We start from the raw sequence: 15665 nt of genomic DNA on the forward strand, positions 1-15665 counted from the left end.
GATAACCGCTACCCAAACAGAGTCCGGCTGTTTAGAATGCGCGCCTCTGTTAAAATTACACACCTTGAATTGGTTAAGCTCTGGAGTCTCCTATGACGTTTGTAGTTGGGGAAAACTGCATCAAATGTAAACACACAGACTGCGTGGAAGTCTGCCCTGTGGATTGCTTTTACGAAGGCCCCAATTTTCTGGTGATTAATCCGGATGAATGCATCGATTGTGCCCTGTGCGAACCAGAGTGCCCAGTGAGTGCTATTTTCTCCGAAGACGAATTACCCGAAGACCAGGCAGTATTCCTTGAATTGAATGCCGAGTTATCGCAAGTCTGGCCAAACATCACCGAAATTAAAGATGCACCGGCAGATGCTGCCGACTGGGATGGTGTCCCTGGCAAGCTCCAGCACCTGGAGCGTTAATAGGTCGCTCAACACCCATAGCGATGCCCAAAGACCGCGCATATGCGCGGTTTTTTATTGCCGGCTATTTTTTATGCCCAGGATTTACCAAATCCCTGTTAATCAGAACCTTTTCTTCCATCTGCGTAAATTTGCCCTCCATCACTGGCGAAAAAGGTCGCTGTGCTACACTCAACAGTGATTTAGACCTGCCTCTTCCTTCTCTATAAGAAAGGCACTCGCTTTTAAAAAAGACTCTCGCTTTCCCGGAACAACCGTCACAAGAGGAATCTGTATGGGCATTCTCGATAAAAACTATAGTGAAAAACGCGATTTTATTCGGATGAAAATCAGTGCCCCACTCAACGCCAAACTATCCCTTGACAGTGACACCATTGAAGGACAATGCCGCGATTTAAGCGGTGGAGGCATGCAGGTAGAAACCACCACACCGGTTGCCGTGGGTACAGAGCTGGAAGTGGAAATCAGCTCTGCACACGGCCATAACCCAACCCTTAGAGCCAGGGCGCGTGTGGTTCGCAGTACGGCGGGAGAAAATGAAACCCATATCCTGGGCCTGGAAATTACCCAGGTTCTACAATAACCCAATAAACGCCATACCGCTCGCAACGCGGTATGGCCAATCGATGGCCTAGAACTCCTCGCTGTCAAAATCCTCAAACTCAAACGATTCTCCAGTTCCAAAGCTGTCTTCTATTTCACCGTTGTGGATCAGGTATTCCCGACGCTGTAAGTAAGCATCGCGAATAAACGTATATTTGTCGCCCGTCAGATTTTTTTCCAGCTCCAGCAAACTTGCCCGTGTGTTCAGGATGGATACGCCCAGCACGGTATTTTCCGTACGCACATGATCGATATAAGTAGTGGGATCAGCATACCAATCCACCGGACGGGCAAAACCATCACGCACTGTGCTCGGCCCCAGGAAAGGTAGTACCACATAGGGGCCGGCGTTTACGCCCCATACTGCCAGGGTCTGGCCAAAGTCCTCGCGATCACGTGCAGGCAGGTTCATATGCTGGGCCACATCCAGCAAGCCCCCCAGGCCCAGGGTGGTATTGACCAGCAGACGCCCGGAGTAATAAGCAGCACCGCTAAAATTCCCCTGAAGGCTGCCATTAATAATACTGGGCACCTCCATCACGTTATTGAAAATATTGGAAACCCCGCGCTCGAGCGGATCGGGCATGATGGTTTTATAACCAATAGCCAACGGCCGCAATAGATAGCGGTCAGTGACATCATTAAACGCAAACATGCGGCGATTGAACCCCTGCCAGGGGTCTACCTCATCAACAGCTACTGTTTGTACAACCTGTTCCTGCTGTTGTGGCTGTTCCTGTACCGGCTCGCCGGCAGCCTCTTCTGCCTGTGCCCCAACGGGCAACAGCCCCCCCCCTAAAACCATGCCAAGGGCCAACACCGTGGCAAGACCTGACAGCCTGGGGTTAATTGATGGGGTAAAAGGTATATACAAAGAAAGAGCGTTCATGAAAATCCCTGGAGATCTAGTCAGCCGAAGGGCCATAACCCTGAATAAATGGCGTCACTCTATCGAATCAGCTCTGGGGCAACAACTGGCAATTGTCACTGCCCCCACCGCTTTTACATCCTGTCGCGCATCCCACCCACGGAAAGTATCGCCCCATCGGACAGTACACGCGTCATCAAAATGACATCCAACTGCAACCAAACCTTCACCGTTCTGTAGCCCAAGCTTCACATTTGTCATCAAAGATAGCACCCACAAATGCGGGATGAGACCGCGTTGGCAGATTTACTTCACCTATAGATACAAGAGAGTTAAAGCTCATGAAAATCAAAACCTTGTTTGCGTTGAATGTGTTGGCAGCAACCCTGGCCGCTTGTGGTGGTGGCGATATTAATCTGAACCCGAGCAACACGGTCACCAACTCAAATAACACCACCAATAACAACACTGGCGGTGGAAATGGCACGACCAATCCCTGTGCAACCTACACTGCATCCGGCCAGCAATTCCAGGGAGTGTATGCCAGTAATAACTGTACCTATAGTGTTAACTTTGTAAGTGACACCCGTCCACTGAGCGTGGATCTGTTTATCCCTGAATTGCCTGATAACGGACTGCATATTTTTGAAGACAGCCTGTTCGTAGGTCGCGATGTTAGCGAAGCCGATGCGAATGCCGGTGTACGCGTCCCACAAAATGGTGAAGGCCCAACCCTGACTATCGCTGCCGGTGCCAAACTGGCTTTCTCTTCACCAGAAGATTACATGATGATCGCTCGCGGTTCGCGCATTATCGCAGAAGGTACGGCAGCCAAACCAATCATTCTGAGTGCGGTCACTGACTTGCGTGATAACGATGCGACAGAAGCTGATCGCGGTCTGTGGGGTGGATTGCTGATTAACGGTAATGGCCTTACTAACAAATGTACCGACGCACAGCGTTTGTCCAGTGGTGTAAACCCACATAATTGTCACATTACTGCTGAAGGCCGCCCCTCTACCTATGGTGGCAATAACAACAGTGAAAGTTCTGGCAGCCTGAGATATGTAGTTGTGAAACACGCCGGTTACGAAGTCGTAGACGGCAGTGAGTTAAACGGTATCACCTTCAACGCAGTAGGCTCAGGCACTATTGTTGAGTATGTACAAACCTATACAACGCAAGACGATGGCTTTGAAATGTTCGGCGGTGCCGTCAACCTGAAATACGTTGTGGGTGTCAATATCGGTGACGACACCTATGACTTCTCTGAAGGTTGGACAGGTAACATCCAATTTGCACTTTCCCTGGCTACCTCTGGTTCAAATACCTGTGTGGAAGCAGATAATACCGGTTCCGGTCGCGCGGATGACTTGCAACCTTTCACCAAAGGCCGCATTTCCAACCTGACCTGTATCACATCCAATGTTGACCGTGGTTTGGGTGATTCTCCCTCTGCCAAAGGTGACTCCGAAGGTCCTCTGTACCGCGAAGGGGTTTTCTTTGAAATGTATAACTCAATTATCACTTCCAATGCTGAAGGCATGGCCTCTAACGAATGTCTTGAGATTGTTGACTCTGAAGGTCCACAAACTATTGCAGCAGCAAAAGCCGGTTGGTCAGCGGCATCCAGTAACTTTATCGCCTGTACCGAAGCCCTTAAACAAGGCGTTGACCCAGCTAACAGCGATTTCTCATTTGCAACATGGCTGAATACTGGTAGCAACCAAAATAACGTGGTTGTCGATGGCAGTGTCGCTGGCAGCTTGCCCGTTACCATTCTCGACGGTTTGGCAACCAACCCACGTGCTTACCTGACAGCACCGGCATTTGCCGATGGCAACACCACACCAATCACTATTCCGGTATTTGATGTTACTCGCCTGGAAGACGACTTTACTCCCAATGCAGTACCTGCACTGGGCAGCGCGGGCAGCAGCAGTTTCTTCTCTGAAGTGGATTTCATCGGTGCAGTAAAAGCAGGGGATGACTGGACACTTGGTTGGACAGTAGGTCTGCACGACTAAGACGAGTCTGCGTCCTTGCTGTAAACGGCATCAACAGGGGCGCCTATGGGCGCCTCTGTTCTTAAGGCCAACAGTGAACAGGGTTCATCGTCTTCAGACCACCAGCAACGAAAAGGTCAGGATCATGCAAAAAAAATCGCTCAATCGACACAAATTATTTATCGCACTCTCCGCTGTCAGCGTGTCGCTTTCCGCAGCAGCCCAAGCCCAAACCGAAACAGCATCCGGCTCACAGACAATCATTGATGCTCCCGTACTTGAAGAAATGCTCGTGACGGGTCGTCAAGTCAGTGGTGCCCAATCCATTATTGACCAACGCCTGGAGGAAGCTTTTTCCGCCGATATTCTCGGTGGTGAACAAATCGCCAGAGCAGGTGATTCCAACATCGCTATTGCACTGACTCGTGTTCCTGGTGTTACTTTGGTGGATGGTCAATATGTCTATGTACGCAGCCTGGGTGAGCGCTATTCCAGTGTGCAGCTCAATGGCGCCGCTGTACCCTCCCCCGAGCTGACGCGCAATGTATTGCCGCTGGATTTATTGCCCTCGTCCATCGTAAAGACATTGAAAGTCCAAAAAGCCTACTCTCCCGACTTACCTGCACATTTTGGCGGTGGTAATGTCGATATACGCACTACCAGTATTCCCGAAGATTTCGTGTTTGAATTATCCTTGGGCACGGGCTCTAACAGCGAGTCATCAGGTGACGGCCTGGGCTATGCGAGTAACAAACGCAACGGTTTACCCCATGACATCGATCAGGCATTGGATTTGTACCAAGGTAAAATCAATGTCAACGGTATTATTGATATTATCGATACCGATGGCGGCTCACCAACTCCGGAACAATTAACCGAAGCGCGAACGATCAACCGCAATCTGATGCTGTCACTGGATCGCGATATCGAAATTGAAAAAAAATCCAACGACCTAGATTTAAGTGGCAACTTGACCTTGGGAAACTCCTGGGCACTTACCGATGACCTCAGTATTGGCGCACTCCTGAACCTTTCGCGCGATGAGTCGGTTCGCAACAAAAACCAACACCGCAAAGCCATCGGCGATCCCGAGCAGATTTATTCGTTTATTGAACGTACCATAGACGAAACACGTGAGCTGGCCGGACTTAATGCCGGCATCAATTACCAGGACATGCATCAGATAGCGGTGAATGCCTACAACATCCGCATCGAAGAAGATGAAGCCCAAATAGATACAGGGCATGATGCCAGCAACCGCGCCCAGGACGGAAGCCAGACCGTTGATTACTCAACACGCTATGAAGAACGTGAACTGGAAGTGTACCAAGTATTGGGAGATCATAAATTCGACCAGCTCAGTGGCGGCTTATTCGGCGACCTGAAAGTTGATTGGTTTTATTCCGATGCAACCGCGACGACCAATATTCCCGGAAAAACGTCCGTTAAAGGCAATAACCGCATCGACACAACAACAGGCGAACTTATTTCTACCCGTTTACTGGCCACATCTGCCATGGCCAGCGTTGCCTTTCTAAACCTCGAAGACCAGGTGGAAAGTTACGGGGTTAACGCCGCTCTGCCGCTATTGTTTGAAAATGCCGAAATTACCCTTTCCGGTGGGTACAGTTATAACGATAAAGCGCGCCAATATTATGGTTATACAGCCAATATTAATGCTATTGGTGTTTCAGGTAATGTCCTTGCCGGAACACCGGGGACAGTGCTGACAGACGCAACCCTCAGTAATCTGGCTAATCCCTTTGAACTCACCATGGGTGGTGGCCTGGGTACTGAAAGTTACCTGGCAGCGCAAATGATCGATGCAGCCTATGGGATGTTTGACGCTAAGTGGGATGATACCTGGCGCCTGACAGCCGGTGCGCGTTATGAGGATTATCGCCAGGCCGTCTTGCCTATCGACCTACTGGACTATTCCGGTGAGTACCTTGGTAAATTAATTGAAGACCTGCAAAACGATGGACAGCGCTTTGCTATTCGTGATGACGGTTGGAAACCATCCGTTGCCCTGACTTACATGAACCAAGGCTTCATGGGAGCAGAAGACTTCCAGATTCGCGCCAGCTACGCGAAAACCCTGGTGCGCCCTGACTTGCGGGAACTATCCGAAGTGTTTTACATAGACCCGGAATTGGGAATACAGGTGCAGGGTAATCCCAATCTGCAAAGCTCTGAGCTGGATCATTACGATCTGCGTACAGAATGGGTCTATGACAGCGGCGATAACTTTACCTTCTCGCTGTTCTATAAAGACGTGGCCAACCCCATTGAGCAAAGTCGCGTTCCCGGCTCAGATGACTCCATTGTGTTGACCTTCTACAACGCCATATCCGGAAAGATTTATGGTGCAGAGTTCGAAGGTTTAAAAACCCTCGGGGCAGGCTTCTTTATAACAGGGAATATCACACTGACAGATTCGGAAATCGTCTCTCCTGCCGATGGTGGCTTTACCAATATTTCACGCAAAATGACTGGTCAATCTGACTATGTTATCAACGCACAATTGGGCTACGACTCTGACAATGGAATGCATAGTGCTTCTCTGGTGTACAACGTTTTTGGTGAGCGGATCTACTACGCCGCACGCCTAAACGGACACGATGATGCATTCGAGCAACCCTTTAACTCATTGGATCTTATCTACTCGTTTTTCCCTACAGAGCAGCTGACTGCCAAAATAAAATTAGGCAACCTGCTTAACGAAAAACGTACCTTTGAACAAGTGAACTCAAATGGACAAAGTGTCACAATCCTTGAACAGGAAGTCGGTACCAGTTACAGCTTGGATGTGAAATATCGCTTCTAACCAACCTGTGTAATAAGAAACCCCAAAGCGGCTCTTGTAGCCGCTTTTTTACATTTTCAAGACAGGGGTTTTATCCGGAAATACATTCTTCTTAATCCAAACAGCATTTTTTATCCGAAGCCATGATTATTTTTTCGAAAAAAAGGCAGAAATTGTCACAATATATTCACATAAATGTGCATGGTGCAGTGCTAATCTAACAACAAGATCGACGCCAAAGCACTTTTTCGGTGCCCTAGCGCGGCGGTTGACCCACAATGGCCCATCAGCCCTTACGCCTTTTAAGGAGCACCCACATGAACAACAACAGCTCAAAAAACATGATTCGCTCGCTATTGATTATGGCAGCCATGGGTTCACTCGCCAGTTACGCCACAGAATATACACCGGCCAAATTTGGCGATGCCGCATCAGTATTAACCCAACACATTACCCTGCCCTCCAGTTTTGGTGAGGGGGTTAAAACGGTCGCGGTTTACTGCCAGGCCGATGTACTCACTACCGGTGACCTGAACAATATTAACTGTTACGAAAACAACTCTCTGCTCTCTATGAAAGCGTCTACCGAATCGGCACTGAAATCAGCCACATTTAGTGCAGCCAGTATTGATAGCCAGGCGATTCCGGTCAGGATGCAATTCCGGGTTATCTACTCTATCAGCGGAACCCAGGCACCTATTGTACTTTTACCCAACCTGGGAACCCTGCAAGCCAAGTATGGAGTGGATTACTTTGCCCCCCAGGAACGTTTGGATAAACACGACTGGTACGTCCAGTACTCCACGAAAACGCGCGGTGACGGCAAACTCTTCTTTGCCGATTCAAAAGTGACCCGTGTCATGGCCAATATCGAAGCAGATGGCGTCGTTGAGTCAGTCAGCACCATAGAAGCGGCTGCGCGCAAGAAAGCCGATGCCGATACCATCGAGAGCGCCTTGAAAAAATCCCGTTTTATTCCCGGATTTGTACAAGACAAGGCAACACCTATGCACTATATCGCCGTGGTGAATTACGAAAAATAATCACCGATTTCAGCAATAAAAAAGCCGCATAACTGCGGCTTTTTTATTGCGCCTGACCCGTCCTGAATAAAGTTGACACATTACAAAACACACTCAAACTCTATGGTCAATTGGATGCGCCCCATCGCCAGTGGTTTGTAACTCTCACTCAGTAAACGAAAACCTTTAGGGCACTCCGCCATCGCGCGCGGCAACAGCTGTGTACGGGCAAGAGACGTATTCGCCCATTGATCAACTTCTACCGACAGCGAAAAACGTTTGGATGTTACCGCAACAGCGGGCGCTGCCTCGGCTTTCGCCAAGGTTTTAGTGGATGTTCCCGGCCCTGTATCCAATACCGCCCCACCCTCGGCATTTTTTTTGAATGCCCGGTGTAATACACCATTCAGCCCGCGATTTGAGTAATCGCAGCCAGAGTGATTAACATTCATAGAGTCAGCCACATCAACCGCTGCTGCGCATTTGTCGTCAGAATTCTTTTCTGCATTGGTGTTGTCATCAGCTGTCGCCAGCACAGGTAACACACACAAACCCAGGATTGAAAAAACGCTCTTCATTTTACGCATAGCCATCACTCTGATCGAATTTAGAATATTTCGGTTTGAACCCGCTTTTCACTCCGGCATTCCCCTACCCGTCCATCAAAAGCCCGATTGTGGCAATTCCGGCCCCAAAGCACAAAGGGTGCCGAAGCACCCTTTGTTATCCTGACCAGGCCTGATTAGAATTTCAGGTCCAGGCCTATGCCGAGATAATCATCATCGCGGGCAGTGGCCGCCGGTAAATCAATGCTGTTTTCAACATGGGTGTAGTAGCCAAACAGGGTTACGTTTTTGGACAGTTTATAGTCCGCCCCCAAGCTGGCAGTTTCACCATCCGCCATTCTGACATCAGACTGGCCGTACTGTGCTTTCAGGACCCACTGGTCGTTCAGGTTCCACAGAACAGAACCCAGTACGCCATTTTCCTTGTCATTAACACCATCGTCATAAGACTCGCCCAATACACCTAACTGCACAGGGCCCAGGGTAAAGCGGCCAACCAGGCGCACAAGATCCACCCCTTCAGCTTCAACGTCCTGATCAACGGCAACACCCAGATAAAAACTGTCGGCAGTGTAACCAAAAGAGGCTGAAATACCATTATCAACATCATTGGTTTCTTTAGTGATGTAAGCCACCGAACCGGAGAAACCACCACCAAAGCCCGGAGTCACGTACTGAACGATGTTGCTGGCGCGAATTTCACCTTTAAAAATCGTGGTGATATCCCCTTCCAGATCATTAAACAAATCCACTTTTTCCTGAAGCACTTTGGTCGGTGTATCAAAGTGGCCGCCCATGATAGTACCGGCAGATCCCTGGAGACCTACATAAATATTTCGTTGACTAAAGGTGCCACTGCTACCTACGCCATCATCTACCTCAGTTTGATATTCAAACTGGTAGATCGCCTTGATACCAGACGTGATTTCCTCCCCGCCTTTGATACCAATACGCGAGGCGTTACTCACCAATTCGATCTTGTCTTCACCAACCGCTTCATCAGCATTTTGCAAAGATACATTGGCTTTACCGTAAACAATTACTTCGGCAGCTGCCGTTAGCGGCAGGGTTGAAGCAATCAGCAGAGCAAGTAAGGATTTTTTCATGGAGTCTTCTCCTTGAAGAGTCTATATGTTGTTTGGGAGTAAAAGCTGAACATCGAACGTTAGACACCGGCAGGTGACACCCGGATGACAGTTTGGCGACTATTATGTTAATAATTTATGACAATAATGTGACCAACAACAATTGTTAGCGATTTAGATTGCCAGAAATGCCCCATAATCAGGCCAGGAATACAAGGCGGGGGGATTTTGCCCAATTTTCGCCCAGCAAGAAAGACCTATAAGCGCTTTATTCGATGTGGCTCACCAAATGAAGGTCAAATAATTTCCTGATCAATTCTTCACCAGCGGTAAATAATTCCTCTGGATTAGCGTGATTAAGCTCCGCAGCAATCTGTTGTAGAACATCGCGCAAACATGCATCGGGTGTTGATTGCAAGAGGCATAACAGACGCTGGGTTAAGGCATTGGACTCCATGAATTTAACCTGATCCAGGCGATTGCGATATACCAATAAATAGGTCTGCTGTTCTTGCGTAGGTTGAAAATCAGGCGATATTTTATGCACTGGAAACTGATACAGCAGATTCATCACCAGTGGTGATACCCGAGGTTTGGCCCTGAGCAAGTTTGCAGGAGGAAAATCCCCTGCGTCAGGCAGCTCGACATGAGCAACATCCAGCGCCAACTCTACCCATTCATAATGGGCCAACTCAATTAAGAACGGAGGATCTGTCTCCTGCCGTCCTCGCTCATGGAGTAAATAAGCCAGGAACTCCTGGCTTATTTCCAAAAAATAGGGGGTTTGTGCCCGGTGCCGGGCAACAAAGCCTCGCACCAGCGCCAGCCAGCTGACATCATCCATCAGGCTGCGCAATACTGGAAAAGCACCTGCAATAAAATGCTCGATATTATTAAAAATCAAATCGCGATAAATCGCCAAACGCCGGTCCTCGATGTCAACCGGAGGTGGAAATTGTTGCGGATCGCGTAAATGTGCCGTAAAAATATATTGTGTTTGCTGAAATGATTTCATAAAACCAGAGACAATCCCGCGTTTTTATTCCGGTTACGTTGATCAGTCGCAATAGCCTGCAAGGCGGTGATCTGCTGTAACTCCGCCAACAACTCAGATATGGGCGGTATATTGAAATCACGCTCCAGCAACGTGGGTTTGACGCCGAAAAATTCGTAGCTATGGGCCAAGAGTTGCCACACAGGATCAATCACCGGAGCACCGTGCGTATCTACCCGCAAATCCTCTGCCTCGAGGAAGTGGCCTGCAATATGGATATAAGCCGTACGCTCACCCGGCAGTGCCCGCAAAAACTCAACCGGGTCATAGCCGTGATTGATACTGTTGACGTATACATTATTGACATCCAGCAAGAGGGCGCAGTCTGCCTCCCGGATAACGGCATTTATAAATTCCGCTTCACTCATCTCCTGCTGGGGAGCGCAATAATAAGAGGCATTTTCAATGGCAATACGCTGGCCAAGAATATCCTGCGCTTCGCGAATACGCCCGGCCACATAATGAACGGCCTCTTCCGTGAAAGGAATGGGCAACAAATCATAAAGCTGCCCTTGATCACTGGAATAACTCAGATGCTCGGAGTAATAGCGAATCTGGTGCTGCGCCATAAAATCCCGGATGTCACCCAGCAACTCGCGATTTAGCGGCGCAGGCGAACCTATGGATAAAGACAAGCCATGGCAGACAAAGGGGAAACGCTCGGTGTAGGCACGAAATTCTTTTCCCAGTCGCCCACCAACACGAATCCAGTTCTCCGGTGCGACCTCCATAAACTGGATTTCATCTGTGCCAAGATGGTTGAGTGGATGTAATAAACTCCGGCGCAAGCCTAAACCTGCACCGGATACCTCTGCGGTGAAATTATTCACTGCCATTATTGGGCATTACTCGGCTTTTTTATCGCCACCGCATTTGCCCTCACCACACTTGCCTTCGCCGCATTTACCTTCTGCACTTTTATCGTCTGATTTTTTATGGCCGGCACATTTACCTTCTCCGCATTTTCCCTCGCCGCATTTACCTTCTTCGGCTTTTTTGTTTTCAGCGCCACATTTGGCTTCACCGCATTTTCCTTCGCCGTCTTTATGGGCAAGGGTATAGCCTGCTGGCAGTGTATTGGCGGTAAAGCTGGCATCTGCAGCAGATGCCATCGGGGAAAGTACCGCAGACGTTGCAAAAGCAGCCCCGATCATCAGGGACAAAGAGGATGGTTTGTTATTCATGGGAATCTCCTTGGTAGGGTTTAAATGAATACAACGGGCACAACGAACGTAAATTATCACAGCCCCTGGCGAAAAATTACCCTTGGGACAATACCTGCTCCCATTGTTTATCCAGGCGCTTGTCAGAGACAGGTATGCGCGTCTTAAGTGTTTGGGCAAACAGGGACACGCGCAACTCCTCAACCCACCAGCGGTAGTCCATCAGGGACGATTGCTGGTTGATCACATAATCGCCCTCTTTTGCCAGGTAATCAACCCAGCGCTGGCGGTATGGTGTTATCTGCTGGATGGTCAGCTTGTCTTTTTGTGGATTCAGTTGGGCTTTCTCCAGGCGCAACAGGATTGCCTGCAAATAGCGCGGGTATTGGGCAAACCAGTCACGGGGCGTTTTGTATACCAATCCCGGATAAAAAAGTTCCGCCAACTGCTGCTGTATATCGCTCAGGGTATAGGCTAACAACAACATATTCTTTTGCTGTTTCAGCTGTTTTTTAAGGTCGACCAACAGGACCAGGCTGCTCTGCAACAGTTCTGCCAGGGACTGTGCAGTCGGAATTAACTGCTCATTGACTTGTTGCAAGCATGTCTCAAAAGCAGCCTGGGTACGTGGCATAGCGGTTTGATCTGATAACACCAGGTGTTTGATTGCCGCCATTACAAGGTCATCAATCACTTGCTCACGATTGCCAATACCCGCCAGGGTCAAGGCAACCTGTTGGGTTTTGAAGAGTTCCTTTTGTAAGTACTTCACTTTGGCAGCACTGCCAAGGAACAACAACCTGGCCAAACCGCGCTGGGTTATATCCAGTGCCTGCATCGGGTTATCCGTAACCTGCAAAGATACAGAGGTATGTTTATCGACCAATGCGGGGTAGGCGCGAATACTGACCCCTGCGCGAGGTAACTGGATCGACTGGGACAATTCACCAAAATCCCACTGGGTAATGGCATCACGCTCAATATTACTCGCTGCCGATTGGATATTTTGCTGTACACGTTCGCGATACTGTTCACGTAAAGGCGCCAGCTCACGGCCACTGGCCATTATTTTTCCACGCTCATCGAGTACATGGATATTAAATTGGTAAAACGCATCCAGGGGCGCATCCAGCCAGGCTTCCCTGGGTATCTCGATGCCTGTCAGTCGCTTTAGCTGTAACGCCAGGACTTCCGTTAATGGCTTATTGTCGGGAGTCACACTGGCAAGCACTTTATCCACCACATCGGGAACCGGGACAAAATGTTTACGCCATTGCTTGGGCAGGCCTTTAACCAGGGCAATACATTTATCGCGCAACATGCCCGGCACCAGCCACTCCAGACGCTGCTCAGGCACCTGGTGCAGCAAACTAACGGGCACCTGGATACTGACACCATCATGGGGGTGCCCGGGCTCAAAGTGATAACTCAGCGGGAACTCCATGCCGCGCCACTCAAGCTTGTTGGGGAATTGCGCCTGGGTAATATCCCCTGCCCCATGGCGCATCAAGGTCTCGCGATTTATATATAGAAGTTGGGGGTTTTGCTGTTCCGCTTTTTTACGCCAGGATTCAAACCCTGACCAATTCACCACATGGCTGGGAATGCGCTCGTTGTAAAAGTCAAAGATGACTTGCTCATCCACCAGGATATCGCGTCGACGCGCTTTGGATTCCAACTCATCCAGGTCTGCCAGGAGCTTTTGCTGGTGGGCAAAAAAATCGTCTTTAGCCTGGTGGCGACGTTTGGGGTGTTGTGCATATTGCCCTTCGACCAGGGCCGCCCGTATAAAAATTTCACGCGCTTGCGGAGGGTCTATATGGCTATAGCTAACGGCTTTTTTCTCGACAACGGTGAGCCCATAGAGACTGATTTTCTCATAGGCCATGACCTGGCCACTGCGGCTATCGTAGTGCGGTTCAAAATGCTGGCGTTTGATCAGGTGTTGCGCGGCCGCAATCACCCACTCTGGCTCTATCTTTGCAACGGTATGGGCAAATAATCGGGAGGTCTCAATCAGCTCGGCCGCCATAATCCACTTGGGTGTTTTTTTATGCAGGGATGAGCCGGGAAAAATCGTAAATTTGCGATTGCGCGCACCGAGGTATTCGCGCTCTTCATGGTTAAAACCAAGGTTTCCCAATAACCCCGTAAGCAACGCTTGGTGGATAGCCTCATAGGAGGCCGGTTCGGTATTCATCCTGAATCCGAGGTCTTTGATAGCCAAACAGAGTTGGTGATGCACATCGCGCCATTCGCGCAGGCGCAAATAAGAGAGAAACTCCTTTTTACAGAGCTTGCGCAACTGGTTTTGCGACAGTTCCTGGCGCTGCATTTCAAAATAATCCCACAGGCTGACATAGCCGAGGAAATCGGAATGTTCCGCATGGAAACGGCGATGCATCTGGTCTGCGGCCTGTTGTTTTTCAACCGGCCGCTCACGCGGATCCTGCACAGACAAGGCACTGACAATAACCAGGAGTTCGCGGATACAGGCATGTTGCTGCGCCGCCAGGAGCATCCTGGCAAGGCGTGGATCGAGCGGCAGTTTGCTCAGTTGCTGGCCAACAGCAGTCAATTGGTTTTTGGCATTGACCGCCTGTAATTCTTCCAGCAGTTTAAAGCCATCGCTAATCAGGCGATGATCAGGGGCATCAATGAATGGAAACTGATGGATATCCCCCATACGCAACTGCAACATTTGCAAAATAACGGCGGCAAGATTGGTGCGCAGAATTTCTGCATCAGTAAATGCGGGGCGAGCGTTAAAATCCTCTTCGCTGTAAAGGCGGATACAAATCCCCTCGGCGACACGTCCGCAGCGCCCCTTACGCTGATTGGCACTGGCTTGTGAAATTGGCTCTATAGGCAAGCGCTGCACTTTAGTGCGATAGGAATAGCGACTGATACGTGCAAACCCGGGGTCAATCACATAGCGAATGCCGGGAACGGTAATGGAGGTTTCAGCCACATTGGTAGCCAATACAATACGTCGTCCGGTATGCTGGGCAAAGACTTTTTGCTGCTCGGCCAAACTCAGGCGCGCATAAAAAGGCACGACCTCCAAATGGCTAAACTGTGCTTTGCGCAGGGCATCAGCCGCTTCGCGGATTTCGCGTTCGCCACTTAAAAAGACCAGTATGTCACCACCGCGCATGCCCCCGGCTTGCTTCTCATGGTCTTCAATTTCATGCACGGCATCCACCAGCGCGCTGTAAATATCCGGCTCTGCCTCAGACTCCTCATCAGCGCTGTATTCGTAAAGTGGTCGATACCAAACCTCTACCGGATAGGTTCGCCCGGACACCTCAATAATCGGTGCATTATTAAAATGGCGGGAAAAGCGCTCCAGGTCAATAGTCGCCGAGGTAATGATTAACTTTAGATCAGGACGCTTGGGTAACAGTTGTTTCAAATAGCCCAATAGAAAATCAATATTGAGACTGCGCTCGTGGGCTTCATCAATGATGAGAGTGTCATAACGGGTCAGGAATGGATCATGCTGGATTTCAGCCAGCAAAATACCATCTGTCATGACTTTAATCAGGGTGTTATCGTTAGAGTGATCAGTAAAGCGTACCTGATACCCGACTTTATCTCCCAGCGGGCTATGCAATTCTTCAGCGATACGGTTGGCAACGGTATTAGCGGCAATACGACGCGGTTGGGTATGGCCAATCAAGCCATGAACACCGCGACCAATGGTCAGGCATATCTTGGGCAGTTGCGTTGTTTTACCCGAGCCTGTTTCACCCGCGAGGACAACGACCTGGTGCTGATCAAGCAGCGCAGCAATTTCTTCACGCCGTTCACAAACCGGTAGTGGGGGAAATTCAATCTGCGCGGGCACCTGGGCATAGCGGGCAGCCGCCCGGGACTGGGATTGCGCCGCGAGTAGCAACCATTTTTCCAGGCCCTGCTCATAAGGTTTGCCCGCACGCGCTGTTTTTTCCAACTCTTGCAGTCGACGTGACAGGCGATGCCGGTCACAGGTCATCACCAACTTGAGAACTTGTTTATATTCTGACCACTCACTCATAACAGATGCCCGCCTTTCAGGGGCAGGCATCATAGCA

General features: G+C 49.6%; 12 protein-coding genes. 5 read left to right on the forward strand and 7 right to left on the reverse strand.

Annotated elements, in window-relative coordinates:
* The first annotated feature begins 92 nt into the window (after window positions 1-92).
* Window positions 93-416 carry a ferredoxin FdxA gene (gene fdxA, locus CJA_RS11365; protein ID WP_012487955.1) on the forward strand — a complete coding sequence of 108 codons (324 nt, stop codon included), beginning with the start codon at window positions 93-95 and terminating at the stop codon, window positions 414-416.
* A gap of 274 nt (window positions 417-690) precedes the next feature.
* Window positions 691-999 carry a PilZ domain-containing protein gene (locus CJA_RS11370; RefSeq protein ID WP_012487956.1) on the forward strand — a complete coding sequence of 103 codons (309 nt, stop codon included), beginning with the start codon at window positions 691-693 and terminating at the stop codon, window positions 997-999.
* A gap of 48 nt (window positions 1000-1047) precedes the next feature.
* On the opposite strand, the gene CJA_RS11375 is transcribed toward CJA_RS11370, so the two are convergent.
* Complete coding sequence (locus tag CJA_RS11375) at window positions 1048-1908, reverse strand: MlaA family lipoprotein (protein WP_012487957.1); 861 nt, start codon at window positions 1906-1908, stop codon at window positions 1048-1050.
* Between the two features lie 320 nt (window positions 1909-2228).
* Here CJA_RS11375 and CJA_RS11380 point away from each other — a divergent pair, with 320 nt between their 5' ends.
* The 3 genes from CJA_RS11380 to CJA_RS11390 all read left to right on the forward strand — a co-directional run bounded on the left by CJA_RS11380 (window position 2229) and on the right by CJA_RS11390 (window position 7742).
* Complete coding sequence (locus CJA_RS11380) at window positions 2229-3914, forward strand: hypothetical protein (protein WP_012487958.1); 1686 nt, start codon at window positions 2229-2231, stop codon at window positions 3912-3914.
* A gap of 124 nt (window positions 3915-4038) precedes the next feature.
* Window positions 4039-6720, forward strand: a complete 2682-nt coding sequence (locus tag CJA_RS11385) for a TonB-dependent receptor domain-containing protein (RefSeq protein ID WP_041551470.1) — start codon at window positions 4039-4041, stop codon at window positions 6718-6720.
* Window positions 6721-7016: 296 nt separating this feature from the next.
* Window positions 7017-7742 (forward strand): hypothetical protein, encoded by a 726-nt coding sequence (locus CJA_RS11390; protein ID WP_012487960.1) that lies wholly within the window; start codon window positions 7017-7019, stop codon window positions 7740-7742.
* Window positions 7743-7822: 80 nt separating this feature from the next.
* Here the strand turns inward: CJA_RS11390 and CJA_RS11395 are convergent, their stop codons facing one another.
* From CJA_RS11395 to hrpA, 6 genes are all read right to left on the reverse strand, one after another.
* Window positions 7823-8308, reverse strand: coding sequence for a hypothetical protein (locus CJA_RS11395; RefSeq protein ID WP_148208858.1), 486 nt, complete (start codon window positions 8306-8308; stop codon window positions 7823-7825).
* A gap of 155 nt (window positions 8309-8463) precedes the next feature.
* Entirely contained in the window at window positions 8464-9393 is a 930-nt protein-coding gene (locus CJA_RS11400) for a porin (RefSeq protein ID WP_012487962.1), read from the reverse strand.
* Between the two features lie 247 nt (window positions 9394-9640).
* Window positions 9641-10387: an HvfC family RiPP maturation protein gene (locus CJA_RS11405; RefSeq protein ID WP_012487963.1), complete on the reverse strand. Its 747-nt coding sequence runs from the start codon at window positions 10385-10387 to the stop codon at window positions 9641-9643.
* Window positions 10384-11262 (reverse strand): HvfB family MNIO-type RiPP peptide maturase, encoded by an 879-nt coding sequence (locus tag CJA_RS11410; RefSeq protein ID WP_012487964.1) that lies wholly within the window; start codon window positions 11260-11262, stop codon window positions 10384-10386. Before CJA_RS11410 ends, CJA_RS11405 begins: the two co-directional genes overlap by 4 nt.
* Window positions 11263-11271: 9 nt before the next feature.
* The gene (locus CJA_RS11415; protein ID WP_041551472.1) at window positions 11272-11610 is read right to left on the reverse strand and encodes an HvfA family oxazolone/thioamide-modified RiPP metallophore; all 339 of its coding nucleotides are present in this window, start codon (window positions 11608-11610) and stop codon (window positions 11272-11274) included.
* Between the two features lie 76 nt (window positions 11611-11686).
* Complete coding sequence (gene hrpA, locus CJA_RS11420) at window positions 11687-15628, reverse strand: ATP-dependent RNA helicase HrpA (RefSeq protein ID WP_012487965.1); 3942 nt, start codon at window positions 15626-15628, stop codon at window positions 11687-11689.
* Between the last annotated feature and the right edge of the window lie 37 nt (window positions 15629-15665).

Origin of the sequence: Cellvibrio japonicus Ueda107, from assembly GCF_000019225.1 — a bacterium.
In the GTDB taxonomy this organism is placed as follows: domain Bacteria; phylum Pseudomonadota; class Gammaproteobacteria; order Pseudomonadales; family Cellvibrionaceae; genus Cellvibrio; species Cellvibrio japonicus.

Coding starts and splice junctions, on each gene's coding strand:
- hrpA (WP_012487965.1), bottom strand. CDS start 15,628: ATGAGTGAGTGGTCAGAATATAAACAAGTTCTCAAGTTGGTGATGACC.
- CJA_RS11415 (WP_041551472.1), bottom strand. CDS start 11,610: ATGAATAACAAACCATCCTCTTTGTCCCTGATGATCGGGGCTGCTTTT.
- CJA_RS11390 (WP_012487960.1), top strand. CDS start 7,017: ATGAACAACAACAGCTCAAAAAACATGATTCGCTCGCTATTGATTATG.
- CJA_RS11400 (WP_012487962.1), bottom strand. CDS start 9,393: ATGAAAAAATCCTTACTTGCTCTGCTGATTGCTTCAACCCTGCCGCTA.
- CJA_RS11405 (WP_012487963.1), bottom strand. CDS start 10,387: ATGAAATCATTTCAGCAAACACAATATATTTTTACGGCACATTTACGC.
- CJA_RS11370 (WP_012487956.1), top strand. CDS start 691: ATGGGCATTCTCGATAAAAACTATAGTGAAAAACGCGATTTTATTCGG.
- CJA_RS11410 (WP_012487964.1), bottom strand. CDS start 11,262: ATGGCAGTGAATAATTTCACCGCAGAGGTATCCGGTGCAGGTTTAGGC.
- CJA_RS11380 (WP_012487958.1), top strand. CDS start 2,229: ATGAAAATCAAAACCTTGTTTGCGTTGAATGTGTTGGCAGCAACCCTG.
- CJA_RS11395 (WP_148208858.1), bottom strand. CDS start 8,308: ATGCGTAAAATGAAGAGCGTTTTTTCAATCCTGGGTTTGTGTGTGTTA.
- CJA_RS11375 (WP_012487957.1), bottom strand. CDS start 1,908: ATGAACGCTCTTTCTTTGTATATACCTTTTACCCCATCAATTAACCCC.
- fdxA (WP_012487955.1), top strand. CDS start 93: ATGACGTTTGTAGTTGGGGAAAACTGCATCAAATGTAAACACACAGAC.
- CJA_RS11385 (WP_041551470.1), top strand. CDS start 4,039: ATGCAAAAAAAATCGCTCAATCGACACAAATTATTTATCGCACTCTCC.